25 protein-coding genes are annotated in these 24,751 nt (G+C 71.9%); 12 read left to right on the top strand and 13 right to left on the bottom strand.

The genetic code is table 11. The features are described from left to right. Nucleotides 1-56 precede the first annotated feature (56 nt). Nucleotides 57-725, top strand: coding sequence for a cysteine hydrolase (locus tag OG251_RS05915; RefSeq protein ID WP_326676159.1), 669 nt, complete (start codon nt 57-59; stop codon nt 723-725). A gap of 54 nt (nt 726-779) precedes the next feature. On the opposite strand, the gene OG251_RS05910 is transcribed toward OG251_RS05915, so the two are convergent. After that, nucleotides 780-1,223 carry a Rieske (2Fe-2S) protein gene (locus tag OG251_RS05910; RefSeq protein ID WP_326676158.1) on the bottom strand — a complete coding sequence of 148 codons (444 nt, stop codon included), beginning with the start codon at nt 1,221-1,223 and terminating at the stop codon, nt 780-782. A gap of 172 nt (nt 1,224-1,395) precedes the next feature. Between OG251_RS05910 and OG251_RS05905 the strand changes: the two genes are divergently transcribed. From OG251_RS05905 to OG251_RS05875, 7 genes are all read left to right on the top strand, one after another. Continuing rightward, nucleotides 1,396-2,292, top strand: a complete 897-nt coding sequence (locus tag OG251_RS05905; protein ID WP_326676157.1) for a HipA family kinase — start codon at nt 1,396-1,398, stop codon at nt 2,290-2,292. After that, nucleotides 2,292-2,675, top strand: coding sequence for a DUF3037 domain-containing protein (locus tag OG251_RS05900; protein ID WP_326676155.1), 384 nt, complete (start codon nt 2,292-2,294; stop codon nt 2,673-2,675). Before OG251_RS05905 ends, OG251_RS05900 begins: the two co-directional genes overlap by 1 nt. A 228-nt stretch (nt 2,676-2,903) precedes the next feature. After that, nucleotides 2,904-3,665, top strand: a complete 762-nt coding sequence (fabG, locus tag OG251_RS05895; protein ID WP_326676154.1) for a 3-oxoacyl-ACP reductase FabG — start codon at nt 2,904-2,906, stop codon at nt 3,663-3,665. Between the two features lie 20 nt (nt 3,666-3,685). Further along, a complete protein-coding gene (locus tag OG251_RS05890) occupies nt 3,686-4,441 on the top strand; it encodes an SDR family oxidoreductase (protein ID WP_326676152.1) in 756 nt (251 codons plus the stop codon). A gap of 118 nt (nt 4,442-4,559) precedes the next feature. Then, nucleotides 4,560-6,140 carry an ABC transporter substrate-binding protein gene (locus OG251_RS05885; protein ID WP_326676150.1) on the top strand — a complete coding sequence of 527 codons (1,581 nt, stop codon included), beginning with the start codon at nt 4,560-4,562 and terminating at the stop codon, nt 6,138-6,140. 77 nt (nt 6,141-6,217) lie between these two features. Then, the gene (locus OG251_RS05880; RefSeq protein WP_326676148.1) at nt 6,218-6,901 is read left to right on the top strand and encodes a uracil-DNA glycosylase; all 684 of its coding nucleotides are present in this window, start codon (nt 6,218-6,220) and stop codon (nt 6,899-6,901) included. 336 nt (nt 6,902-7,237) lie between these two features. Next, entirely contained in the window at nt 7,238-7,711 is a 474-nt protein-coding gene (locus tag OG251_RS05875) for a hypothetical protein (protein WP_326676147.1), read from the top strand. A gap of 137 nt (nt 7,712-7,848) precedes the next feature. Here the strand turns inward: OG251_RS05875 and OG251_RS05870 are convergent, their stop codons facing one another. After that, a complete protein-coding gene (locus OG251_RS05870) occupies nt 7,849-8,319 on the bottom strand; it encodes a hypothetical protein (RefSeq protein WP_326676146.1) in 471 nt (156 codons plus the stop codon). Nucleotides 8,320-8,482: 163 nt separating this feature from the next. After that, nucleotides 8,483-8,995: a DinB family protein gene (locus OG251_RS05865; protein WP_326676144.1), complete on the bottom strand. Its 513-nt coding sequence runs from the start codon at nt 8,993-8,995 to the stop codon at nt 8,483-8,485. Between the two features lie 193 nt (nt 8,996-9,188). Here OG251_RS05865 and OG251_RS05860 point away from each other — a divergent pair, with 193 nt between their 5' ends. Then, on the top strand, nt 9,189-10,094 hold the full coding sequence (locus OG251_RS05860) for a Gfo/Idh/MocA family protein (protein WP_326676143.1): 906 nt from the start codon (nt 9,189-9,191) through the stop codon (nt 10,092-10,094). Here the strand turns inward: OG251_RS05860 and lnt are convergent. The 4 genes from lnt to OG251_RS05840 all read right to left on the bottom strand — a co-directional run bounded on the left by lnt (nt 10,018) and on the right by OG251_RS05840 (nt 14,674). Continuing rightward, nucleotides 10,018-11,667 carry an apolipoprotein N-acyltransferase gene (gene lnt / locus OG251_RS05855; protein WP_326676142.1) on the bottom strand — a complete coding sequence of 550 codons (1,650 nt, stop codon included), beginning with the start codon at nt 11,665-11,667 and terminating at the stop codon, nt 10,018-10,020. The two genes, OG251_RS05860 and lnt, sit on opposite strands and share 77 nt — an antisense overlap. A 268-nt stretch (nt 11,668-11,935) precedes the next feature. Beyond that, nucleotides 11,936-12,430, bottom strand: a complete 495-nt coding sequence (locus OG251_RS05850; protein WP_326676141.1) for a nuclear transport factor 2 family protein — start codon at nt 12,428-12,430, stop codon at nt 11,936-11,938. Between the two features lie 162 nt (nt 12,431-12,592). After that, the gene (locus OG251_RS05845; RefSeq protein ID WP_326676139.1) at nt 12,593-13,459 is read right to left on the bottom strand and encodes a universal stress protein; all 867 of its coding nucleotides are present in this window, start codon (nt 13,457-13,459) and stop codon (nt 12,593-12,595) included. Nucleotides 13,460-13,681: 222 nt separating this feature from the next. Further along, nucleotides 13,682-14,674 carry a ferric reductase-like transmembrane domain-containing protein gene (locus OG251_RS05840; protein ID WP_326676138.1) on the bottom strand — a complete coding sequence of 331 codons (993 nt, stop codon included), beginning with the start codon at nt 14,672-14,674 and terminating at the stop codon, nt 13,682-13,684. A 228-nt stretch (nt 14,675-14,902) separates the two neighbouring features. Here OG251_RS05840 and OG251_RS05835 point away from each other — a divergent pair, with 228 nt between their 5' ends. Both OG251_RS05835 and OG251_RS05830 read left to right on the top strand, forming a co-directional pair. Next, a complete protein-coding gene (locus tag OG251_RS05835; protein WP_326676137.1) occupies nt 14,903-15,574 on the top strand; it encodes a hypothetical protein in 672 nt (223 codons plus the stop codon). 347 nt (nt 15,575-15,921) lie between these two features. Next, the gene (locus OG251_RS05830; RefSeq protein ID WP_442818412.1) at nt 15,922-16,518 is read left to right on the top strand and encodes a sigma-70 family RNA polymerase sigma factor; all 597 of its coding nucleotides are present in this window, start codon (nt 15,922-15,924) and stop codon (nt 16,516-16,518) included. Here the strand turns inward: OG251_RS05830 and OG251_RS05825 are convergent. The 6 genes from OG251_RS05825 to OG251_RS05800 form a co-directional block, all read right to left on the bottom strand. Further along, nucleotides 16,515-17,858, bottom strand: coding sequence for an MFS transporter (locus OG251_RS05825; RefSeq protein ID WP_326676136.1), 1,344 nt, complete (start codon nt 17,856-17,858; stop codon nt 16,515-16,517). The two genes, OG251_RS05830 and OG251_RS05825, sit on opposite strands and share 4 nt — an antisense overlap. Before the next feature lie 68 nt (nt 17,859-17,926). After that, nucleotides 17,927-19,186: an ATP-grasp domain-containing protein gene (locus tag OG251_RS05820; RefSeq protein ID WP_326676134.1), complete on the bottom strand. Its 1,260-nt coding sequence runs from the start codon at nt 19,184-19,186 to the stop codon at nt 17,927-17,929. Next, a complete protein-coding gene (locus tag OG251_RS05815; protein ID WP_326676133.1) occupies nt 19,183-20,292 on the bottom strand; it encodes a pyridoxal-phosphate dependent enzyme in 1,110 nt (369 codons plus the stop codon). Before OG251_RS05815 ends, OG251_RS05820 begins: the two co-directional genes overlap by 4 nt. Further along, nucleotides 20,289-21,029 (bottom strand): class I SAM-dependent methyltransferase, encoded by a 741-nt coding sequence (locus tag OG251_RS05810; protein WP_326676132.1) that lies wholly within the window; start codon nt 21,027-21,029, stop codon nt 20,289-20,291. Before OG251_RS05810 ends, OG251_RS05815 begins: the two co-directional genes overlap by 4 nt. Nucleotides 21,030-21,360: 331 nt before the next feature. Then, entirely contained in the window at nt 21,361-22,233 is an 873-nt protein-coding gene (locus OG251_RS05805; protein WP_326676131.1) for an undecaprenyl-diphosphate phosphatase, read from the bottom strand. Nucleotides 22,234-22,443: 210 nt separating this feature from the next. Continuing rightward, on the bottom strand, nt 22,444-23,154 hold the full coding sequence (locus tag OG251_RS05800) for a TVP38/TMEM64 family protein (protein WP_326676130.1): 711 nt from the start codon (nt 23,152-23,154) through the stop codon (nt 22,444-22,446). A gap of 359 nt (nt 23,155-23,513) precedes the next feature. On the opposite strand from OG251_RS05800, the gene tuf reads away from it, so the two are divergent. Continuing rightward, nucleotides 23,514-24,689, top strand: a complete 1,176-nt coding sequence (tuf, locus tag OG251_RS05795; RefSeq protein ID WP_326676128.1) for an elongation factor Tu — start codon at nt 23,514-23,516, stop codon at nt 24,687-24,689. Nucleotides 24,690-24,751 lie beyond the last annotated feature (62 nt).

The raw sequence follows: 24,751 nt of genomic DNA, 5'->3' as shown, positions 1-24,751 counted from the left end.
CGTCCGGGCGATTCCGTCCCTCACCGGGGCGGCCGGCCGACAGGAAGCGAGGCACCGTGCCGTCCAAGGATTCGCGGGAGCGGCTCGTCGCGCAGCTCGACCCCGCCACCACCGCGCTGCTGACCGTCGAGTGCCAGCAGGGCGTCGTGGGCCGGGACAGTGCCCTGCCCGAACTCGCCCGGGAGGCCCGGTCCTCCGGCGCACTGGCGAACGTGGCCAGACTGGTCTCCGCGGCGCACGAGGCCGGTGTCCAGGTGGTGCACGCGGTCGCCGAACGCCGCCCCGACGGCCGCGGCGCCGGAGACAACGCCCGGCTCTTCCGGGCAGCCGCCCGGCTGCCCGTCCAGCAGTACTCCGGCAGTACGGCCGTGCGCGTCGCCGAACCCATCGAGGTGGCCGACGAGGACCTCGTCGTACGACGGCTGCACGGTCTGTCTCCCCTCGCCGGTACGGAGGTGGACGCGCTGCTCCGCAACCTGGGCTGCCGGACCCTCGTCATCACCGGGGTGTCGGCCAATGTCGCCATCCCCAACGCCGTCTTCGACGCCGTGAACCTCGGCTACACGGCGGTCGTGCCGTCGGACGCCATCGCGGGGGTGCCCGCCGAGTACACCCCCGCGATGATCCGCAACACGCTCGCCCTGGTCGCCACGATCACCACCACCGACGACGCGCTCGCCTGCTGGAAGCGCCGCCGCGGACAGGGGGCGGCCATGTCGGGGTGATCACTCCGGGGCGGCTGGGCCAGGGTGATCGCGGCTAGGCCAGGGTGATCGCGGCTAGGCCAGGGTGATCGCACCGTCCTGCACCGTGATCCGCCGGGCGGGCAGCGGCCGGGTGGCGGGCCCGGCGGTCACCCCGCCCGTCGCCGCGTCGAACGTCGAATCGTGGCACGGGCAGTTGATGGATCCGTTGGAGACATCCTTCACCGCGCAGCCCTGATGGGTGCACTTGGAGGAGAACGCCTTGAACTCACCGGCCTTGGGCTGGGTCACCACGACACCCTGCTTCGCGAACACCGTCCCGCCACCCTCGGGAATGTCCGCGGTGTTCGCGAGGACCTCTCCGCTCTTTCCCGCTCCGGCCTGTTCGACCGTGTCCGAACCCTCCGAGCCGTCCGATCCGCCGCAGGCGGTGAGTGCGGCGGTCACTCCCGCCGCGCCCACGGCCGCGACGACGGTGCGGCGTCCGAGGAGGACCCTGCGCTCCTGCGATGCGCTCATTGCGGCATTCCCTTCATCGGTGTCCATGGCTTCGTCCGGGGATACGTTCCGGTGGGCGTCCGCGTTCACGCTGCGCCCGGGAATCAGCCGGACCGGACGCCTCCATGTACCGGTCCCCGGTCATCGGACGCGGGGCCCGTCCGGTCCGAGGGGCAGCCGTTAGCCTGGGGAAATGCTGAAAGAGGTCACAGCGACCCGTTACGTCACGCCCCTGCGTGAGGGCGGCTCGCTCCCGGGCATCGTCGAGGCCGACGATCTCGGTACGTATGTCATGAAGTTCACCGGCGCGGGGCAGGGCCGCAAGACGCTGGTCGCGGAGGTCATCTGCGGAGAGCTCGGCCGACGGCTGGGGCTGCGCGTCCCCGAGCTCGTGACCATGCAGCTCGACCCCGTGATCGGGCTCGCCGAGCCGGACCAGGAGGTGCAGGAGCTGCTCAAGGCGAGCGGCGGACTGAATCTCGGGATGGACTATCTGCCCGGCTCGATAGGGTTCGACCCGCTCGCCTACGAGGTCGGTCCGGGCGAGGCCGGCCGGATCGTCTGGTTCGACGCGCTGATCAACAACGTCGACCGGTCGTGGCGGAACCCCAACATGCTGGTCTGGCACGCCGATGCCTGGCTCATCGACCACGGCGCGACCATGATCTGGCACCACAACTGGCCGGGCGCCGAGGCGTCGGCGGCCAAGCCGTACAACGCCTCCGACCATGTCCTCGCGTCCTTCGGGCCGGACATCGCGGCCGCCCACCGCGAGCTGGCCCCGCTCGTCACCGAGGAACTGCTCACGGAGGTGGCCGCCGACGTGCCCGACGCATGGCTGACCGATGAGCCCGGCTTCGGCTCGACCGACGAGCTGCGCCGGGCCTATGTGCGGCCGCTGCTGGCGCGCGCCGCCACGATCCATGAGCGGATCTCGCTGGACACCCCCACCAGGACCACCCCCTCCCGGGCTCCGGGGTGGCTCGCCGAACGCCTCACCCCCGGGCCGCACCCCACGAAGAACGACCGCGCCGCACAGGGCGTCGCCGGTCCGGACGGCGCCGCGCGCAGCGGCAAGGAGAACGGCTGATGAGCAAGCGCGATGTCTTCGAGTACGCGCTGCTGCGGGTCGTCCCGAGGGTCGAGCGCGGCGAGTGCTTCAACGCCGGTGTACTGGTGTACTGCCGGGCCCGGTCCTTCGTCGCGGCCCGTACGTACCTCGACGAGGGCAAGCTGAAGGCGCTGGACCCCCACGCCGACGTGGTCGGGGTGCGGGCGGCCCTGCGGGCGGTCGAGGGGGTCTGCGGAGGCGGCGACGATGCCGGGCAGGCGGCGGGCGACGACGCCGGGCGGCGCTTCCGCTGGCTGATCGCGCCACGCTCCACGGTCGTCCAGCCGGGCGCCGTGCACAGTGGTCTCACCCTGGATCCGGCGGGCGAGGTCGACCGGCTGCTCGACCTGCTGGTGCGCTGATCCGGCCCCGGTGGCGGCGTCCGGGCGGTGCCCGGCGCCGCGCCCCCGGGTGTGACATGCGGCCTCTGCGCCCGTGGGCCGTTGACACCGGGTGCCAGGGCTTCTAGCGTCACGTCTGCTGAAGGTACTAAGCGGTTGCTCAGCCATCGGGATTCTTCTGTCAGGGAATGTCCCAGGAGTGTCCCGACGTCCGCTGAGCCCCCGATCCAAGGGCGAGGAGAACCAAGCATGTCCACCACCGAGCAGCGCGTCGCCATCGTGACAGGAGCGGCGCGGGGCATTGGCGCCGCGACCGCGGTACGCCTGGCGGCCGAGGGCCGCGCCGTCGCCGTACTCGACCTCGACGAGGCGGCCTGCAAGGACACGGTCGAGAAGATCACCGCCGCCGGGGGGAGCGCCCTCGCCGTCGGCTGCGACGTGTCGGACAGCGCCCAGGTGGAGGCCGCCGTCGCGCGGGTGGCCGCCGAGCTCGGCGCGCCGACGATTCTCGTCAACAACGCGGGCGTGCTCCGCGACAACCTGCTCTTCAAGATGAGTGAGCTGGACTGGGACCTCGTGATGAACGTGCACCTCAAGGGCGCGTTCCTGATGGCGAAGGCCGTCCAGTCGCACATGGTGGAGGCGAAGTTCGGCCGCATCGTGTCCCTGTCCTCCTCCTCGGCCCTCGGCAACCGCGGGCAGGCGAACTACTCCGCTGTGAAGGCGGGTCTCCAGGGCTTCACCAAGACCCTCGCCAAGGAGCTCGGCAAGTTCGGCGTCACCGCCAACGCCGTCGCCCCGGGATTCATCGTCACCGAGATGACGGCGCAGACCGCGGCCCGGGTCGGCATGGGCTTCGAGGAGTTCCAGGCCGCCGCGGCCACCCAGATCCCGGTGCAGCGCGTCGGCCGCCCCGAGGACATCGCCAACGCGATCGCCTTCTTCACGGGCGAGGACGCCGGGTTCGTCTCCGGACAGGTCATGTACGTCGCCGGTGGACCCCTCAACTGACCCGAAGGGCAGCGGACATCATGACTGTGCAGGACAGTGGCAAGGTCGCCCTCATCACGGGCGCCAGCCGGGGCATCGGCTACGGCATCGCCGAGGCGCTGGTCGCCCGCGGCGACCGGGTGTGCATCACGGGCCGCGGTGAGGACGCCCTGAGGGAGGCCGTCGAGCGGCTCGGTTCCGACCGGGCGGTCGGCATCGCGGGCAAGGCCCACGACGAGGCCCACCAGGCGGCGGCCGTCGAGTGTGCCATGGAGGCGTTCGGCCGGGTCGACTTCCTCGTCAACAACGCCGGTACGAACCCGGTCTTCGGCCCGATCGCCGAGCTCGACCTCAATGTCGCCCGCAAGGTGTACGAGACCAATGTGATCTCGGCGCTCGGCTTCGCCCAGCAGACCTGGAAGGCGTGGCAGAAGGAGAACGGCGGGGCGATCGTCAACATCGCCTCCGTCGCCGGAATCTCCGCCTCGCCCTTCATCGGCGCCTACGGCATGAGCAAGGCGGCCATGGTCAATCTGACCCTTCAGCTGGCCCACGAGTTCGCGCCGGTCGTCCGGGTCAACGCGATCGCTCCGGCCGTGGTCAAGACCAAGTTCGCCCAGGCCCTCTACGAGGGCCGTGAGGCCGAGGCGGCGGCGGCCTATCCGCTCGGCCGGCTCGGGGTCCCTCAGGACATCGGCGGCGCGGCGGCCTTCCTCACCTCCGAGCAGTCCGACTGGATCACCGGACAGACCCTCGTGGTCGACGGCGGGATCTTCCTGAACGCGGGCGTGGGCTGAGAGTGGCCTGAGCCGGTTTGGCCCCGATTGACTCAAGTGCCCCGCCGGGCCAGCGGATTGACCCGGTGGGGCGCTGCGGTATGGTCTGCCGACCCATGGCTGATCGAGGAGCGTGCACGTGTTCTACCGGGCCAGTCTGCAGGCTGCTGCAGCCCTTGCTTCCCTGTCTTTGCTGGCCGGCTGCGGTCTGCTGTCCGGCAGCGAGTCGGACACGGACCAGAAGATAGTCGTCGGTTCGACGAGCTCGCCCTCGACCCTGGATCCGGCGGCTGCCTGGGACAGCTCGTGGGAACTGATGCGGAACGTGTTCCAGACGCTGGTGAGTTTCCCCACCGGCACCACGAGTCCCGAGCCCGACGCTGCCGACAACTGCAAGTTCACCGACTCCACGAGCATGGCCTACCGGTGCACGCTGCGGAAGAACCTCAAATTCTCCAACGGCGAGAAGCTCGACGCCGAGGCCGTGAAGTACAGCATCGACCGGATCGTGAAGATCAAGGTCAAGGGCGGCCCGGCCGGCATGCTCGGCTCCCTCGACCGGGTGGAGACCAAGGGAGACGACACCGTCATCTTCCACCTGAACACCTCCGACGCCACCTTCCCCTTCATCCTGGCCACCCCCGCGATGTCGATCGTCGCGCCCGGTGACTACCCGAAGGACAAGATCCGCGACGACGGCAAGGTCACCGGATCCGGCCCGTACCTCCTGGACTCCTACAAGCCCGCGGTCGCGTCGGAGATGACGAAGAACCCCGATTACCGGGGCTTCGCCAACCGCAAGAACAACGCGGTCACCGTGCGGTACTTCAAGGAATCCACCCGGATGGTGACCGCCCTCAAGAAGAAGAAGATCGACGCCATCTACCGGGGTCTCACCGCCGACGAGGTCGTCAGCCTGGAGGACAACAAGGCGGACAACGACGGCCTGCAGATCGTCGAGACGGTCGGCGCGGACATCCGCTTCCTCGTCTTCAACCCGAAGGACCCGGCCGCCGGAAAGCCCGCCGTCCGCCAGGCCATCGCCCACCTCGTGGACCGGGACGCCCTGGTCGCCAAGGTCTACCAGGGCACCGCGGAGCCGCTGTACTCCATGGTGCCCAAGGGCATCGCCGGACACACCACGAGTTTCTTCGACACCTTCGGCGACCCGAGCGTGACCAAGGCGAAGGACATCCTGACCGACGCGGGTATCACCAAGCCCGTCAAGATGACCTTCTGGTACACCACCGACCGCTACGGCTCCTCCACGAAGCCCGAATTCGAGGAGCTCAAGCGTCAGCTGGAGGATTCCGGCCTCTTCGAGATCACGCTGAAGGGCGAGCCGTGGACGACCTTCCAGGAGGGTTTCACCAAGGGGGAGTACCCCGTCTTCGGCCGAGGCTGGTTCCCTGACTTCCCGGACCCCGACAACTTCATCGCGCCCTTCGTGGGCAAGGAGAGCGTCACCGGGACCCCGTACCTGAACAAGGAGATCACCCAGCAGCTGATCCCCGCCACCCGGCAGGAGAGCGACCGGGGTGCCGTCAGCCAGCAGTTCGAACGGGCCCAGGAGATCCTGGTGGAGGACGTCCGGCTGCTGCCCCTGTGGCAGGGCAAGCTGTACGTCGCGTCCGGCGAGGACATCGGCGGCGGTGAGCGCGCACTGGACCCGCAGACCGTCATGCAGCTGTGGGAGCTGTACCGCAAGACCAGCTGGTAGGGCTCGCGGGGGCCGTTGTCAGTGGTCCCCGGTAGGTTCTGTGGTCAAGAACCGATTGCTTACCGGAGGTTGTGGACGTGACCGACACCGACCTGCTGCCCGAGTCCTGGCGCGGCGTCCTCGGCGAAGAGCTGCAGAAGCCGTACGTCAAGGAGCTCGCGGACTTCGTCGAGGAAGAGCGGGCCAAGGGGCCGGTGTATCCGCCGCGCGAGCAGGTCTTCGCCGCGCTGGACGCCACCCCGTACGACCGGGTGAAGGTCCTCATCCTCGGCCAGGACCCGTATCACGGCGAGGGCCAGGGGCACGGACTGTGCTTCTCCGTGCGGCCGGGCGTGAAGACGCCGCCCTCGCTGCGCAACATCTACAAGGAGATGAAGGAGGAGCTCGGCCTGCCCGTCCCGGACAACGGGTATCTGATGCCCTGGGCCGAGCAGGGAGTCCTCCTCCTCAACGCCGTGCTGACGGTACGGGCCGGAGAGGCCAACTCCCACAAGGGCAAGGGCTGGGAGAAGATCACCGACGCGGTGATCCGCGCGGTGGCCTCGCGGCCGGACCCCGCGGTCTTCGTGCTCTGGGGCAACTACGCGCAGAAGAAGCTTCCGCTGATCGACGAGGAGCGCCATGTGGTGGTGAAGGGCGCCCACCCCTCGCCGCTCTCCGCCAAGAAGTTCTTCGGCTCCCGCCCCTTCACCCGGATCAACGAGGCCGTCGCCGCCCAGGGGCACGAGGCCATCGACTGGCGCATCCCCGACCTGGGCTGAGTGTGCGGGCCCGGCCCGGCGGCCGGGCCCGCACCCGCGCGGGAATGCCGACGGCCGCGGAGCCGGCGGTGTCCCGCCGTCCCGACGGATCACGGCCCGGTTCATCCCCTGCGGATCGGGACCCCGCCGGGGATGAACCGCCCCGGTGGATCGGCGCGCGGCGGCGGATACGGTGCGTCAGAAGGCGGAGGAACGTCCGCATACTGGATGTATCGGGGCGTTCCGACAGCGCCACGAGTCGCCGTAGCTGTCGCCGTGCGCCCACCGGGGCTCGTGGGACATCCCTTTGGCGTCGGCACGACCGCGACCGGCTGTACGGGCACGAGGGAGAGCGCAGTGATGGAGCAGCGGGAGGCGTCCCCGGACGCCGTCATGACCAGGATCGGCCAGGCGATCATGCTGCTCCACGGCGGCGACCGGGAAGAGGCGCGCAACCGTTTCGCCGTCATCTGGTCGGAGATCGGTGCGGACGGCGACGCCCTCCACCGCTGCACCCTCGCGCACTACATGGCCGATACGCAGGACGACCCGGCGGATGAACTGGCCTGGGACCTAAGGGCGTTGGCAGCCGCGGACGGGCTGAGTGACGAGCGGGTCGCGGAGCACCAGGACGCCCTGGCGGTGCGCGCCTTCTACCCCTCCCTGCATCTCAACCTCGCGGCGGACTATCTCAAGCTCCGGCGCCCCGACGCGGCCCGGACCCATCTGCACCGGGCCAGAGCGGCGGCCGAAGCGCTCCCGGACAGCGGGTACGGCACAGGGGTCCGCACGGCCATCGAGCGGCTGGAGCTGCGGATGCGGCAGCCATGAGCTCGCCGTGGCCCACCGGCTTCCGGCCGGTGGGCCACGGCGATGAGACTCCGGGGACGCTGCGGTGGGCCCTCAAGGGCTCGGTGGGCCGGGGCGAACCGTGGGGGCGTGGACCGGGCGTGGGCGGGTGCGGGGGCTCAGCCGCCGTACGTCCGGTCACAGATGGTGGACTGGGGGCTGCCCGCAGGCCAGCCCCCGTACCCCCGGCCGAGCGCGCAGACACCCGCGCCGGTGGCGGGGGCACGCGGTACCGCGCGTGATTCGGGACGCGGGATGCGCGGCAACTGGAGCGGTGCGCGCTGCCGGGGCGGGTCTGCGGCCTCCCGCTGCCGAGGAGTGCGCGGCACGAAGCGCGGGGTGCCGGACGGCGCCCCGGTGGAGCCGGCGGAAGGGGGAGGGGCGGAGGAAGGGGAGGGCGTCGGGTCCGGGAGAGCTTCCAGGACCTCGCGGGCGGGTGGCTGCACGATCTGCGGTGCCACGTCCTGGACCGGTCTGCCGACGCCGGGCCGCGGCGGGAGTTCCGCCGCCGGCTCCACCGACACGCAGCCGGAGACGGCCGTGACAGCCACTGCGACCAGGATCTTCGCGGTGATTCTCGTTCGATGCACCCGGGCAACTCTGCTGTGCGCGGAGGCTGTCCGGGGAGCGGGTGCGGCAGGATTGGCCCGCACGAGTGACCCGGCCCGCCCCCGACCCCCGGCAGACGGACCGCACCGCACCGCACCGGGACCCGTTGCGGGTGTGTCCGGGGGACCCGCGGTGCCGTGGGCGTCAGACGCCGGTGGCGCCGTCGATCCGTTCGCGGACGAGGTCGGCGTGGCCGTTGTGCCGGGCGTACTCCTCGATCATGTGCGTGTAGATCCACCGGAGGTTGTACGTCTCGCCCCTGCGGCTCAGCCCCGCGGACATCTCGTCGAGGCCGACCTTCGCCGCGTTCTCCCGTGCCTGCGCGATCTCCGCACGCCAGGTGGCCTCCGCCTCCGCCCAGGTGTCCGCCTCGGTGAGATGGAACTCGGCGTCCGGGTCCTCGTCGGTGCCGTAGATCGGCGCCGCGTCCTCGCCGGCCAGCACGATACGGAACCAGCCACGCTCCACCTCGGCCATGTGCCGGACGAGCCCGAGCAGCGTGAATTCCGACGGCGGCACGGACGCCTCCCGCAGCTGGGCGTCGGTGAGCCCGGCGCACTTCGTCGCGAGCGTCTCGCGGTGGAAGTCCAGCCAGCCCTCCAGCATCGGGCGTTCGGCGGCGTCGACGGCGGGTTCGGAGCGTTCAGGAGCAGTCATGGCGGTCATCCTCGCTCATCGATCATGGTCGCGGACAGGCAATATCGCCGCCGCACCCCGCACAGGCCGCGCCGCGGCCCGACGAAACGGGTGCGCGTCCGGCCCCGGTCGGCATCGCCGACCGGCCGCCGTCGCGGCGCACGTATGCTGCCGGAACCACGTCAGGCATATGACACAGCGATAGGGGACCCTTGTGAAGGTCGGTTGCATCGGGCTCGGCGACATTGCGCGGAAGGCATATCTGCCCGTGCTGACCACGTTGCCGGGAATCGAGCTGCATCTGCAGACCCGCACCCCCGCCACGCTCGCCGAGGTCGCCGAGACGCACCGGATTCCGGCAGGCCAGTGCCACACCTCCCTCGACTCGCTGCTCGCCCAGGGACTCGACGCCGCCTTCGTGCACGCCCCGACCTCCGTGCACCCGGAGATCGTCGGCCGGCTCCTGGAAGCCGGTGTACCCACGTACGTCGACAAGCCGCTCGCCTATGAACTCGCCGGTTCCGAGCGGCTGGTCAGCCTCGCCGAGGAGCGCGGTACCAGCCTCGCCGTCGGCTTCAACCGCAGGCTCGCCCCCGGCTACGCGCAGTGCCTGGAGCACCCGCGCGAACTGATCCTGATGCAGAAGAACCGCGTCGGTCTGCCCGAGGACCCGCGGACCATGGTGCTGGACGACTTCATCCATGTCGTCGACACACTGCGCTTCCTGGTCCCCGGCCCCGTCGACCACACGTCCGTACGGGCCCGGATCGTCGACGGTCTGATGCACCATGTCGTGCTCCAGCTGTCCGGCGACGGGTTCACCGCCATCGGCCTGATGAACCGGCTCAGCGGATCGACCGAGGAGATCCTCGAAGTCTCCGGCCAGGACACCAAGCGCCAGGTGGTGAACCTCGCGGAGATCATCGACCACAAGGGCCGGCCCACCGTGCGCAGGCGGGGCGACTGGGTGCCGGTCGCCCGGCAGCGCGGCATCGAGCAGAGCGTGCTGACGTTCCTGGACGCCGTACGGGCCGGGGAGACGCTCAGTGCCCGGGACGCCCTGGCGACCCATGAGCTGTGTGAGCGAGTGGTGCGGGAGTCGCTGGAGCAGGCTTCCTGAGGGACCGCAGCCCCTCGGCGGCGAGCAGGGCCGCCAGTGCCGCCAGCGCGCCGTACACGGGCCAGTCGCCGAAGCGGACGTAGAGCGTGGTGCCGCGGGCCAGCGGTACGTCGAAGACGGCGGCCGCGCTCGAACCCGTACCGAGCCGTCCGCCCACCCGCTCTCCGCGCGGCCCGTACACCGCACTGGTGCCGGTGAGCGTCGCGTGCACCATCGGACGGCCGCTCTCGGCGGCCCGCAGCGCCCCGAGCGAGGCGTGCTGGCCGGGCGCCCAGCTGTGCTGGAACGAGGACGTCGACGACTGGGCGATCAGCAGTCCCGCGCCGTCCCGGATCAGCTGCCTGCTCATGTCGGGGAACGCCGACTCGAAGCACACCAGCGGGCCGAACCGCAGCCCCCGCTCGCCCGACAGAGCCATCACCACCGGCCGGGTGCCGCGCAGCCGGTCCTCGCCCGCCGCCCTGCCGACCGAGGTCGCCCAGCCGAGCGCCGCCCGCGCGGGGACGTACTCGCCGAACGGCACCAGCCGCATCTTGTCGTAGCGGTCCCCGGTGGGCCCGTCCGGCCCGATCAGCACCGCGGACTTGAAGATCCCGGTCCGGCCCGACGCGTCCGTCTGCCGGGCGTCCACGTTCACCAGCACCTCGGCACCCACCAGCCGCGAGAGCGCCGCGAGGCGCGACGCGGTCTTCGGGCTCCTCAGCGGATCAACGCCGACACTGCTCTCGCCCCACACCACGAGATCGAGATCCCGGCCCGCCAGCGAACGCGTCAGCTCCTCACCGCGCGCGAAGCGGCGCTCAACACTGTGGGGCCCCTCCACCACACCCGGCTGCACGACGGCGATCCGGGCCGTCGCGACGCGCTCCGGCCGCGGCGCCCAGCTCCAGATCGCCGCCACGGCGAGGGCGCACGCCACGAGGGAGACCCCGGTGGCGGCGCGGGCGGCGGGCGCCACGAGCAGCAGAACGACGCCGGTGTTGACCGCCAGTACCAGCAGGCTCACCAGCCACACGCCGCCCACCGACGCCACCCGGAGCGCAGGCGCGAACTCCCACTGGGAGGCGCCGAGCAGCCCCCAGGGGCCGCCGAGGCCCTCCCAGGAGCGGACCAGCTCGATCATCAGCCAGCCGGACGGTACGAGGACGACCGCGGCCACCGAACGCGGAGCGGACGGGGCGCCGCCGAGCAGCCGGGACACCAGCAGACCCCACGGGGCCCAGAGCAGGCCGAGCAACGCCGCCAGGACCACGATGAACACATGCAGGCTCGGCATCAGCCAGTGATGCACGGCGATCATGAAACCGGTGCCGCCGATCCAGGCGTCCAGTGCCGCGCGCCGCGGCGTCACCGCCGACCGGATCAGCAGGAGCAGGGGCACCAGCGCGACATGGGCGAACCACCAGAGCCCCGGAGCGGGGAACGCGAGGGCGGGCAGGGCGCCGGCGAGCAGGGCGGCACCGCCGCGCACCCAGGGGGAGGCGGGCAGCCGCCGACCCGCTGCACGCGGACCGCCGGGTGCCCGCGCGGCAGGGGTGGTACCGGTCGGAACGCGCCCGTCCCGCATTCGCATGGCGTGCCCTCCTCGTCCTGCCCCGGGCGAGCAGTGTGTTTGCGCCGGACATCGTCTTCGTGTCCCGTGACAACGTCTATGTGCCCAGTGTGGGGGAGGGGAACCGGGGGCGACAGGGCACCCGGCCGCGGCGCGTCGCCGTCCGGACGGCGCGGAATGGACAGCGCGGGCCGGACGGTACAGGAGACGGGCGGCGCGGAATGGACAGCGCGGCGAGGTGGGCGGCGCGGGCCGGGAGCCGGGCGGCGGGACGGACGGCGCGCGGGACTCAGACCGGGGCGGGGCCACCCGGTGTACGTCGCCACTTCTCGTGGACGACGACGGAGCGGATCCGCCAGCCCGACTCCGTACGCAGCAGCTCGAAGGAGTACCGGCCGCCGGAGACGAAGTCCGGTGCGGTGTCGCCGCCCTCGGCCGTGCCCGGACGCGACCCCGCCACCAGCCGCATGGGGTTGAGGTAGTCGGCCTGTACGTCGGCCCGGTCGCCCGGATAGCCGCCGAGATCCTGGAGGCCGATGCGGCGGTTGACGATCAGATGCTGCCGGACGGGGAAGAGCCGCATCGTTTCCGTCAGCCACTGCGCGACCTCGGTGGCCGGGCCCTCCACACCGCCGGCTTCCCGGTAGTCGGCACGGCCGTCCGGGGTGAACAGACCGCCGTAGCCGGGCCAGTCGCCGTCGTCGACCGCCACCGCGTAACCAGTGATCACTGCATCGATGGCGAGCTGGTCCATTACGGTCGCGAGTGCCACACGCTGCGTCATTGGCCAAGTCTCTGTGAAGACGCGCGTGAGGCCAAGGGTTCCGCGCTGCCGGTCGCACGGGCGGGCCGGGTGCCCGGCCCGCCCGTGCGCTGCGCCGCTGCCCCGCCGCGCGCTGCGCCGCTGCCCCGCCGCGCGCTCCGCTCTTCGCCTCCTGAACCGATGTCAGCAGGGGACGACGGCCACCGGCCCCAGCGCGTGTGTGACCGTCGTCTGTGCCACCGGCGACAGGCCCAGCCCCAGCGACTCGCCCCCCTTGCGACGCCCGATCACGGTCAGTGCCGCCGTGGCCGACGCGGTCACCAGGGTGCGCGAAGCGGAACCGCTCACCGGCTCGCGTACGACGTCCACCTGCGGGTACTTCTCGTGACGGCCCGCGGTGAGCTCCGCGAGTGTCCGCTCCGCCGCGCCCGCCGCGGCCTCCCGGTCGAAGACCGGACCGCCCGAGAGCATCGAGGAGAACATCGTCCAGCCGTGCACGATCCGCAGACGTGCGCCCGGACGGGAGGCGGCGGTCTCGAAGGCGAAGTCCAGCACCGCCTCGCTGCTCTCGTCGGCGGCCACCCCCGCCACGATGTCGGGGAAGGCGCTCTCGGCGGCCTCCGCCTCGTCCTCGTCCGCGCGGCCGCTGTGGACGACCACCACGGGACACGGGGCCATCGACGCGGTCGCCAGGCTGTTGGAGCCGATCATCAGCGAGCGGAATCCGCCGAGCCCGCGCGAACCCACCACCACCATCGAGGCGTCCCGGCCGAGCGAGACCAGCGCGGCCGACGGGAAGTCCAGCGGGGCGAGGGTGGAGGGATGCAGCTCGGGAGCGATCAGTGCGGTCCGGCGTACGGACTCGGTGAGCAGCTCCTCGGCCTCGCGCAGCTGGGTCTCCTGACTGATCCGCCGGGTGAGTGGCCGGACGTGCACGATCGTCAGCGGCAGCCCTCGTCGCACGGCTTCGTGAGTGGCCCAGTCGAGCGCGTCCCAACTGTGCGACGAACCGTCCACAGCGGCGATGACGGGAAGCTCGGTGGTGGTCATGAATCCCTCCAGGGTCCGGGTCCTGCACGTCCCAGCCTTGTCCTTCCCGGCACGGAACGGGAGGGACTTTCGGCCCTGACAGCGGGTCGGAAGCCCTCAGCTGTGTGCCGCACGTCCCGGCCGGGCGCCCATATGTCCCGGGAAAGCGCCTTTTCCGTACGCTACGGCCGGTCGGCGCCCGGCGCCCTGGCGAGGTGTGCCTGCCGTGAGGAGCGAGGCGTGTCAGTCGTGGTTGTGACTGGAGGACGTGTCGTCCGGCGGAACGGTCCGGCCGCCGTCATTCCCGCTGACCACGACGGCGACGAGGGCCACGAGGACCCCGGCCACGGCGAGCCGGCCGCCCAGGCGCAGGGCCCAGCCCGTTCGGGACCCCGAGGAGTCGCCGGGCCGCGCGGACAGCTTCTCCGAGCGGCGGGCGGGCCGCAGCAGCCGGAGGAGCAGCAGCGCCGCGATCGGCAGCTGGAGGAGCCACACGGAGGTGCGGAACCAGCCGTCGTACCAGACGTTCGTCCCGTACAGCAGGGTGTGCCAGACGCTCAGGACGTAGACGACGATCACGCAGCGGTGCAGGATGCGCCAGGTTCTGGGGCCGATGCGGTGCCTCACGTAGAAGAGCAGGCCCAGCGGTACCGCGAGGTACAGGGCCGCCTGCCCCACGGGGATGGCGATCCGCCCGGTGCCCGAGTCGTAGCCGCCGGGTACGAAGGCTTCCGTGAGGGCGGTGGCGAGCGCCGAGTTCCAGCCCGCCGTGTCGTGCCGTATCAGCTCCGCGGCGAACAGCAGCGCGTGGGCCGCGATGAGCGCGATCGTGTTGAGGCTCGTCGTGCGGTGCAGGCGCTCCAGCCGGGGGCCCGACAGCGGCAGGCGCCCCGGACGCGGGCCCGACAGCAGCAGTCCGAGGATGACCGTCCCCCAGGCCCAGAGCAGTGCGGACCAGCCGAACGCCTGGCTGAGGAAGTACATCCAGAAGCCGCCCACGTCGGCCATGAACGGCATGACGGAGACCGTCGAGGAGGACTTGTCGCGGATCCGGACGTAGAGCACGGCGAAGACGGCGGCGGTCACCGCGAGGGCGACCAGGCCGTCGGGCAGGGAGGCGCGCAGGTCGGAGCGGAGCGTGGGGCGTGGCTGCCGGGTGCCGGGAGAGGTGGGGCCCTCGACGGGTGCGGGTGCCTCGGTGCCGACCGGTGCGGGTTCGGGGGGCGGGTTCGTCATGCGGCCTCTTCGGGGGCGTCGGCTGGCGGGCGGATGCGTGTCCTCGGCCACGAGGTCCGCGCACACGCGTTGTTGGAGCAGTCGGGAAGAGGAGGAGGAAAGTTCCCCGCACGCAGGTGTGACATGGATCACTGATCGCGGGTGTCATCCGATATCCGATGAACCCGACCCATTTACTGACCTGTTGGTCTTCTCGCGGGGGCGGGTGACGCTGGCACGATGGCCGCCATGAGAGGCGGAACCGCCCCCCGCGCAGTACGGACCGTGGTGTTCGCGGCCGTGTGCGTCGCGGTGTCCGGACTCGGCCATGCGCTCATGTCCGGGGGGTCCCTTCCGCTGCCCAGCCTGGCCTCCGCCTTTCTGCTGGTGTGCGGAGGCGGTTGGTGGCTGGCGGGCCGGGAGCGGAGCGCCCCGGTGACCGCGGCGGCGAGCGCCGTCGGCCAGTTGTCGTTGCACACCTTCTTCACCTCGGTGCAGCCCTGTCTGCCGGGCCTCGTGGGCCCGGACGGTCACGGGGGCTCCGGTCACCCGTCCGGCGTCATGACGCACTCGGCCCATGACGCGATGGCCGGAACCCCCGCCGACGCCATGACCCTGGCCGCCTTCGACGTCACCGCGGCCGGCACGGGCATGGTCGCGGCCCATGTGATCGCCGGACTGCTCTGCGGCTGGTGGCTGTGGGGAGGCGAGGCGGCGCTCGTCCAACTCGGCCGCTCCCTGGCCCTGTTCGTGTGCGCCCCGCTGCGGGCCGCGTGGCGGCTCTGGTGCGCCGGAGGAGCCGACCGCACCCCGGTGACACGGTGGCGGACCCGCCGCAGGCCGGGGCGCCCCCTTCAGGATCTCCTCGCGCTGCACGGACTCTCCCGTCGGGGACCGCCCCTTCGCGTCCGTACGCACTGACCTTCACCCGCCCCCGGGCCCGATCCGGGCCGGGGCGGCTCAGGTGCGCGCCCATGAGACGGGTGAACACCTGTGACAGGCATGCCGACTTCCCGGGACGCCGATATCGCCCGGAGGCCGGTCACGAGGAGCCGCGCGCTATCGCGGCGGCTCCGCGAGGACGCTAAGGAACCGTAGTGACGCCCCCTGCCCCGATGCCCCCTGCGCGATTGTTCCCCGCCCCCCTCCTGTCCGGGCGGCCCACGTCCGCCGCGCGGGTGCCCGTCAGCCCGTTACCCGCCGTCCGCGTGCCCGCCGCGCGGATACCCGCCGCTCCGGTGCCGCCCGTGCGGCCGTCCCGGCCCCGGGTGTTCGCCGCCCGGCAGAACGACGCACAGATCACCGACTGGGCACTGGCCGCCGGTGGCGGCGACCGGGAGGCCGCCGAGCACTTCGTCCGCGCCACCTACGACGACGTCAGGAGGTTCGTCGCCCACCTCAGCGCCGATGCCCCCGGCGCCGACGACCTGGCCCAGGAGACCTATCTGCGGGCCATGAGCGGCCTGGCGAGGTTCGCGGGCCGGTCCTGTGCCCGAACCTGGCTGCTGTCCATCGCGCGGCGGGTCGTCATCGACCGCCACCGCACGGCCGCCGCCCGGCCGCGGATCGCGGACACCGCCGACTGGCAGGCGGTGGTGGAGCGTGCCCAGCCGTCCCAACTGCCCGGATTCGACGAGTCCGTCGCGGTGTTCGACGCACTGCGGAGCCTGGAGCCCGCGCGGCGCCAGGCCTTCGCGCTGACCCAACTGCTGGGCCTCTCCTACGAGGAGGCGGCGGCCGCCGCCGGATGCCCCATCGGAACGGTGCGTTCCCGGGTCGCGCGGGCCAGACGGGATCTCGCGCTGCTGTGGAGCGAGGAGACGGCCGGCCGGACGGCTCCGCGGGAGCGGCAGGGATGTTCCTAGCGCGGTGAGCGGAACGGGCCGCCGGGACCACCCGGCGGCCGGTCCGTGCCCGGTGCGCGTACCGGGCGCGATGGCCGGTCCGTGCCCGACGGGCTCTCCGTGACTGACGGGCGCCCGGCACCGGCGTCCGGGCCGGAGTGCCGGCCGAGGAGGAACAGGGGCAGCAACAGCCCCTGCACACACACCGCCACCCAGAATCCCGGTACCGCGTCGGCCGCCTCCGCCGCCCCGTACAACTGGCCGCCGACGACGCCGCTCCCGAACGCGCCGATCCCCGCCGCCAGCCGCTGGCGCCCGAAGACCGAAGCCGCGGGGGCGGAGGAGCGGGCCAGGGCCTCCAGGTCGTTCTTCAGGAAGAGGACGATCTCGCCCAGGCACATCAGGGCGCTGCCCGCGCCGATGCCCACGTACCCGCCGCAGGCGATGCTCGCCGCCCCCGCCGCCATGGCGGCGAATCCCACCCGCATCGCACCCCGGTACGTCAGCGCCGCGATCCGGTGGGCCAGCAGCGGCTGGGCGACCACGAGGAGACCGGCGTACCCCATCAGCACGCCGCCGTAGAAGGCCGTCGAGGTGCGCGGGACCGCGTACAGCGCCACATAGTGCTGGAAGAACATGAAGACGTACACGCTCAGAACCGTCACCGCGAAGGGGGAGGGCCCGGCCCGCCGTTCCCGGCGCCGGTCCTCGTGGCGGCCGGCACTCCGCCCGCCGGGCCCCTCCTTCCCGTCCCCGCCGGCCGGGCCCGCCGTCGTGGCGCCGTTCCCCGGCGGCAGCAGCGCGTGGCAGGCGCCGACCAGCGCGAACAGAGCGGCGACGCAGGAGAAGACCACCGAGGGCGAGCCCAGCACGAACGGTGCCGCGAGCGGCGGCCCGAGCGCCATCCCCGCGTTGAACGCCGAGCCGCTCGCCGACAGCAGCCGGGGCCGCTCGGCCTCGGCGGCGCCGTCCACGAGGTACGCCTTGTTGGCGGGCAGATAGAGCGCTGCCCCGGCCGACACCAGAAACAGGGCACCGACCGCGAGGAACGGACTGGTCAGCCCCGGTACGAACGCCGCGAATCCGGCCGTACGCAGCGCCAGCGCCACCCACATCGCGCGCCGCAGCCCGATGCGCCCGGCCACCGGGCCCGCGACCACGCCCCCGGAGAACTGCAGCAGCGAGGCGACGGCCAGGACGAACCCGACCGTGCCCAGCCCCAGCCCGAGCCGCTGGTGCAGCAGCACCGACATGTAGGGCAGCACGGCGAAACTGCCCAGCGTGATCAGGAACGAACCGGCCAGCAGAAACACTTGCGGGCCCGTGAACCGCCTTCCACCGGCCGCCCGTTCAGCACCCACCCGCGCCTCCCGCCCGGCGTACGCTCATGCCCGCTCACGCCCGCTCACTGTTTCCGCCCGGCGTACGCTCAGGCCTCGCCGACGACGATCGGGCGCACCCGGGTCGCCGCACTCCACGCCCGGTGCTGTGCCAGCTCCGCCGTGGCCCCCTCGGCGAGCACGATGCCGGTGCAGCCGCGCTGGTCGCCGACATGGGCCAGGGACTCCCCGGGCTCCCGGGTGGGATACCAGCACACGGAGCCGGGGAACGCGGCCAGTTCGCCGAGACCCTGCCAGCCCTTGAGCACCCCGGGCCGGTCCGCGTGTACGAGGACGAAGCCGTACGCGGGTCCCTTGCGGTCCAGCGGATCGTCCATCAGACGCGGCCGCCTGCCGAGGGCCTCCTCCATCATGGCCGTGTACACATTGGTCCCCAGCGAACGGCACAGCACCTCGCCCACCAGCGCCCCGCCGATCCTGCGGTTGATCTCGACCAGCTCCGGGCCGTCCGCGGTGAGGATGAACTCCACATGGGCGAAGCCCCGGCGGTGCCCCGCCGCGTCCAGGACGCGGCCGACCCACCGCTCGATGCCGCCCCGGCTGTCCGCCTGCCCGTCCGCGCGTCCGCCGTCCGGCCCGTCGTCGGGCAGCGCGACCGGAAAGGCGGCCGCCTCCTCCCGTACCGCTGGTTCCCGGGACGTCTGTCGGCTGAGCACCCCGAGCAGCCGGGTGGTGCCGTCCCAGCTCAGCGTCTCCGCGCTGTACAGCGGCCCGGCCAGGAATGCCTCGGCGAACAGCGTTCCCATGAAAGGCCGTCGCCCGGCCTCGTCGAGCGCCCGGTGCAGCGACTCCTCGTCCTGGACGATCCAGACATTGCGCGACGAGGTGCCCGCCGAGTCCTTGAGCACCGCGGGCAGACCCACCCGGCTCAGCACCTCACCGGCCGACGCCCGGTCCGGGACGACACGTACGGCGGTGCTCGTGCTCAGCCCCCGCTCGTGCAGCAGGGCGCGTACCCGGGACTTGTCGCGCAGCAGCCGGACGGCCTCCGGGTCGGGGCCCGGCAGCCCGAAGTCGGCGGCGAGTTCGGCGGCGGGCACGCCCCAGGTGTCGGTGGTGTTGATCAGCCCCGCCGGAGCGGGTACGGCGGCCAGCGCGCGACGGGTCGCCTCCGGGTCGCCGGTGTCGACGTCGACGACGGTCAGCGCGTCCGGCGGCAGCGTGGCGAGTTCGTGCCGGTACACCGACCGGTCACCGGTGAGCAGGCACAGCCGGTGCCCGGTCTCCGCGGCGGCGGAGACCATCCGGCCGAGCCCGAAGGACAGGGACTCCAGTGCGACGAGGGTCATGGTTGCAGCTCCACGCTCGGTACGGGGGTGGGGGCGTTGTCGTCGTGGCCGGCCCGGTGAGCGGTCTCCGGCGCGGGGCGTCCCGCCCACTCCAGCACCGACCAGGGCGGTCGCAGGGCGTCGAGCGTATCGATGCGCCGGGGCCGCAGCGCCGCCATGTCCAGCGCCTCACGGTGGCGGGCGAAGACCCGCTCCGCGTAGCGGTGGCCGGTGTCGGCACCCAGGACCAGATGCGTCCGCCCCGGAGCACGGGCCGCCTCCCAGGAGGCGACGAGGTGCGCCGCACCGGTGGAAAGCCCCGCGAAGACCGCGTGCTTGCGCAGCAGACCGACGGCACCGGCCATGGCGTGCCGGAAGTCCAGCCAGTGGACGGTGTCGTACAGCTCGTGGCGGACGTTCTCGAACGGGATGGAGCTGCCGATACCCGCGATGATCGCCTCCGGGTCGCTGAACCCCTCGCTGCCGAAGGTGACGCTGCCGAACGGCTGGATGCCCACCAGACGCACCGGGCGCCCCGACTCCCGCAGGGCCTGGACGAGCCCGCCGGTGGACGCCCCGGTGCCCACCGCTCCCACGACGGTCACCGGCCCCTCGGGCAGGGACCCGGTGATGAGATCGGCGAACTCCCGGTACCCCTCGTAGTGGACGGCGTCGTGGTACTGCCGCATCCAGTGGAAGTCGGGGCGTTCGTCGAGGAGCCGGCGCACATGGCGTACGCGGCGCTCCTGGTCCAGGCGCAGGCTCTGCGAGGGCGGCATCTGGTCGACGGTCGCGCCCAGGATCTCCAACTGGGCGCGCATCACCGAGTCGACCGTCGTGGACGCCACGATGTGGCACCGCAGCCCGTAGCGGTGGCAGGCCATCGCCAGGGCCAGGGCGTAGATGCCGCTCGAACTGTCGATCAGCGTCTGTCCGGGCACGACGCGCCCACGGCGCAGGAGCGAGCGGACGGCGCCGAGTGCCGCGTACACCTTCATCGTCTCGAAGCGGGCGAGCACCACATCGCCGTCCAGCCGGATCAGGTCCGGTGCCTTGACCGCGTCGGTGATGTGTTCGTGGACGACGGCGCGGGCGGCACGCGGGCCGCGCTCCGCACGGGGCCTCACTTGCGCCGCCCGCGGACGATCAGCCGCGCGGACCGGTGGTCGTAGCCGGATCCGTCGAAGCCGCCGAAGCACTCCACATCGGTGAATCCGGCCTCCTCGAACAGGGCGTGCAGTTCGGCGGCGCTGTAGAGCCAGGACGTCAGCGACGCGGTGCGTGCCGATGCGCCCCGCACCAGCGTCCAGTCGGTGCGCAGTCTGCGCCAGCTGTCGAGGACGACGTCCCGCTGGACCACGTACGAGCCGTCCGGCAGATCGACGGCCTGAGGGCGCCCGATCCAGCCGGCCAGGACCTCCTTGCCCATCACGTCGACCAGGAGCTGCCCGCCCGGGGCGAGGCTCCGGTGGGCGTTGCGGAGCACCTGGAGGTTGTCCTCGGCGTCGTCGAAGTACCCGAACGACGTGAACACGTTGAGTACGACATCGAATGCGCCGGGAACCGCGTACGCGAGCATGTCCGCGCGCTCCAGATGTGCTTCGGCACCCGCCTGCTCGCAGGCGCTCCGGGCCCGCTCCAGCATCGAGGGCGAGAGGTCGACGCCCGTGACGTCGTAGCCGCGCAGGGCGAGCGGCACCACGAAGAGCCCCGGTCCGCAGCACAGGTCGAGGACCCGTGAGCCCGGTGGGAAGTCCAGCAGGGGGGAGGAGTGCACCAGATCCGCGGCGGCCTCGGCTCGGGCGGGCGGAAACATCGTGGATGCGAAATCGGACCAGAGCGCGTCGTCCTCGTACCAGTGCATGCCTCTCGGCCTCCTCCCGGGCCCCGGGGCCCTGGTTCCGCGCGTGCCGGTGATCGTCCTCCCAGTAGTCGGCGCGGTGGCACGTGGAGTTCCCGAGGACTCCGCAGGACTGTCCGCCACCCGTACGGCACGGTCCCGCCCAGCGGGACTCCGGTTCTGCCGTCGGGCGGTCAGGAGCGGGCCGTTCCCCTTCGCGCTGCCGACTCAGCAGGCCGCGAAAGGCACCTGAACGCACGCCTGGAAGCGACCGGACCCGGTCGCTTCCAGGAGGAGATGCCCGAGGTCCCGCAGCTCTCGCCGCGCGTCCTCGCGGGGGGCCCAGGGAGCGCCCTCAGCCCGCGGACTCGCCCGCGTGCGGGCTCAGCACACCGGCCGCGACCAGGGCGAACAGGACGATGCCGAGGATCACGCGGTAGATGACGAACGGCATGAAGCTCTTGGTCGTGATGAACTTCATGAACCACGAGATGACGGCGTAACCGACGGCGAACGCGATCACCGTGGCGAAGATCGTCGGGCCCCAGGACACATGGCCCTCGCCCGCGTCCTTCAGCTCGAAGACGCCGGAGGCCAGCACCGCGGGGATCGCGAGGAGGAACGAGTACCGTGCCGCCGCCTCGCGGGTGTAGCCCATCAGCAGACCACCGCTGATCGTGGCGCCCGAGCGGGAGACTCCGGGGATCAGCGCCATCGCCTGGCAGAAACCGAAGATCAGACCGTCCTTGATCCCCAGCTCCTTGAGGGACTTTCGCTCCTTCACCGCACGGTGCTTGCCGCCGACCTCGTCGCGGGCGGCCAGCCGGTCCGCGATACCGAGGACGATGCCCATCACGATGAGTGTCGTCGCGATCAGCCGCAGATCCCGGAACGGGCCCTCGATCTGGTCCTTGAACGTCACACCGAGCACACCGATGGGGATCGAGCCGACGATGACGAGCCAGCCCATCTGCGCGTCGTGATCGCTGCGCATCGAGGCGTTGGTCAGTGAGCGGAACCAGGCCGACAGGATCCGCGCGATGTCCTTGCGGAAGTAGATGAGCACCGCCGCTTCCGTGCCGATCTGGGTGATGGCGGTGAACGCCGCGCCCGGGTCGTGCCAGCCGGCGAACGCCGCGGTGAGCCGCAGATGGGCGCTGGAGGAGATCGGCAGGAACTCGGTCAGTCCCTGAACGAGGCCCAGGACGAATGATTCGAACCAGCTCATGGGGCTTTGGCCATCCCGGAGGTGATCGTGCATCGGCCGAGGGACTCGAAGGCCGTCGGCAGCGTGCGGATTGCGGTCAAAGAGAGAAGGGACGCCTCGGGGTATCGGCCCCGGAGTCCCTTTGTGGGTCGCGGGCAGCGTATCGCCTACAGGTGAACGTTCCTTCCGCTGCCCCCGGCCGCCCGCCGCTCGGGTCCCGCGTCGCCCGGATCATCCGGCGCCCAGCCGGTGGCGCTTGCGCCAGGCGACGAGCGCCCCGCCGATGCCCGTCAGCACGATGAAGCCCATCGCGGCCAGGAACGCGGGCGAGGTCGGGGAGGCCGCCTCGCTGCCCGCGATGACGTACGCCGCCGTGTTGGGGATCGAGCCGAGTCCCGTGGCCAGCAGGAACGGCGGGTAGCCCATGCGGGAGGTGGCCGCGCAGTAGTTGGCCGCGGCGAACGGCACTCCGGGAAAGAGCCGGAGCGCCAGCATGGACCGGAAGCCGTGCCGGCTCAGCAGCCCGTCCGCGGCCTTGAGCCAGCGCCCGCGCAGCAGCGTGCGCAGTGCGTCCTGGCCCAGTACCCGGCCCAGCATGAACGAGACACCCGCGCCGAGCACCGTGCCCGCCAGGGCGGCGGCCAGACCCGCCTGCGCGCCGAACAGGGCGCCCGCGGCGATGTTGAGCAGGGGGCGCGGTACGAACGCCACCGTGCAGACCCCGTACGCGAGCCCGAACAGCATGGCCGCGGCCCCGCCGGTCAGCTGGGGCGGCCACCCGGCGGCCAGCAGCCGCTGTGGTTCGAACAGCAGCATCGTCGACGCGGCGGCCAGCAGCACCACCACGAGCAGCGAGAACCGGGACCAGGGCGAGAGCAGCACCCTCGAACAACGCACGGCGAGACCACCGGTGGGCCGGGCGGCGGGGACGGGGTCGAACATTCGGGGAGAGTAACCGAAATGAGTGTGTGATCGTCGTAACGCCCATGTGAGGTGCTTTCGTCGCGCGGTGCGGAAAACCATTCGACGCCCTCCTCCCGCCCGGCCATGATCGAGGCATGTTCCGGTACGCCTTCCTCGCAGCGCGGTCCGCAGTCGCGGCCGCGCCGAAGGCTGCCGTGAGCGCCGTCGCGGTCCCCGCGGCAACGGCACTTTTCGCAGCGGCTCCCGCCGCTGCCGCGGCGCCCCTCGGCGGCGCCCGAAGCTGACCCTCCCCCGACAGTCCGGCGGACCCCGTAAGGGGAGGGTCGGCAGGGCACTGGGGTCTCTTGCTCTCAGCTTCGAACACCAAGGAACGAGCCATGCCCAAGACGGCATACGTGCGTACCAAGCCGCACCTCAACATCGGCACCATGGGCCACGTCGACCACGGCAAGACCACGCTCACCGCCGCCATCACCAAGGTCCTCAGCGAGCGTGGCGGCAGCAGTACCTCCTACGTGTCGTTCGACCGGATCGACCGGGCGCCCGAGGAGGCCCGGCGCGGCATCACGATCAACATCGCGCACGTCGAGTACGAGACCGACACCCGGCACTACGCGCACGTCGACATGCCCGGCCACGCCGACTACATCAAGAACATGGTGACCGGCGCGGCGCAGCTCGACGGGGCGATCCTCGTCGTCTCCGCGCTCGACGGGATCATGCCGCAGACCGCCGAGCACGTCCTGCTCGCCCGTCAGGTCGGCGTCGACCACATCGTGGTCGCCCTCAACAAGGCCGACGCGGGCGACCCCGAGCTGACCGACCTGGTCGAGCTGGAGGTCCGCGAACTGCTCACCTCGCACGGCTACGGCGGTGACACCGTCCCCGTCGTGCGGGTCTCCGGACTCAAGGCGCTGGAGGGGGAGCCCCGGTGGACGGCGGCGATCGAGGGGCTGCTGGACGCCGTCGACACCTACGTACCGATGCCGGTGCGTTACACCGACGCGCCGTTCCTCCTCCCGGTGGAGAACGTCCTGACCATCACCGGACGGGGCACGGTCGTCACCGGCGCGGTGGAGCGCGGCACCGTCCGCGTCGGTGACCGGGTGGCGGTGCTCGGCGCGGACATCGACACGGTCGTCACCGGCCTGGAGACGTTCGGCAGGCCGATGGAGTTGGCGGAGGCGGGCGACAACGTGGCGTTGCTGCTGCGCGGTGTGGAGCGCGACCGGGTCCGTCGGGGCCATGTGGTGGCGGCGCCGGGAAGTGTGACTCCCAGCCGCCGCTTCACGGCGCAGGTGTACGTCCTGTCGGCGCGGGAAGGCGGCCGGACCACCCCGGTCACCACCGGCTACCGGCCGCAGTTCTACATCCGTACGGCGGACGTCGTCGGAGACGTGGACCTCGGCGAGGTGGCGGTCGCGCGCCCCGGCGACACGGTCACCATGACCGTCGAGCTCGGCCGTGACGTTCCGCTGGAGTCCGGTCTCGGCTTCGCGATCCGTGAGGGCGGCCGCACGGTCGGCGCCGGCACGGTCACCGGACTGCTCTGAGAGACCCGGACCGCCATGTGCGACCCGCCTCCCGCCAACCCCGGGGAGGCGGGCCGCACGGG

This window comes from Streptomyces sp. NBC_01237, assembly GCF_035917275.1.
In the GTDB taxonomy this organism is placed as follows: domain Bacteria; phylum Actinomycetota; class Actinomycetes; order Streptomycetales; family Streptomycetaceae; genus Streptomyces.
The sequence above is the reverse complement of the archived record's forward strand: the minus strand, read 5'-3'. Positions and strand labels throughout refer to the sequence as shown.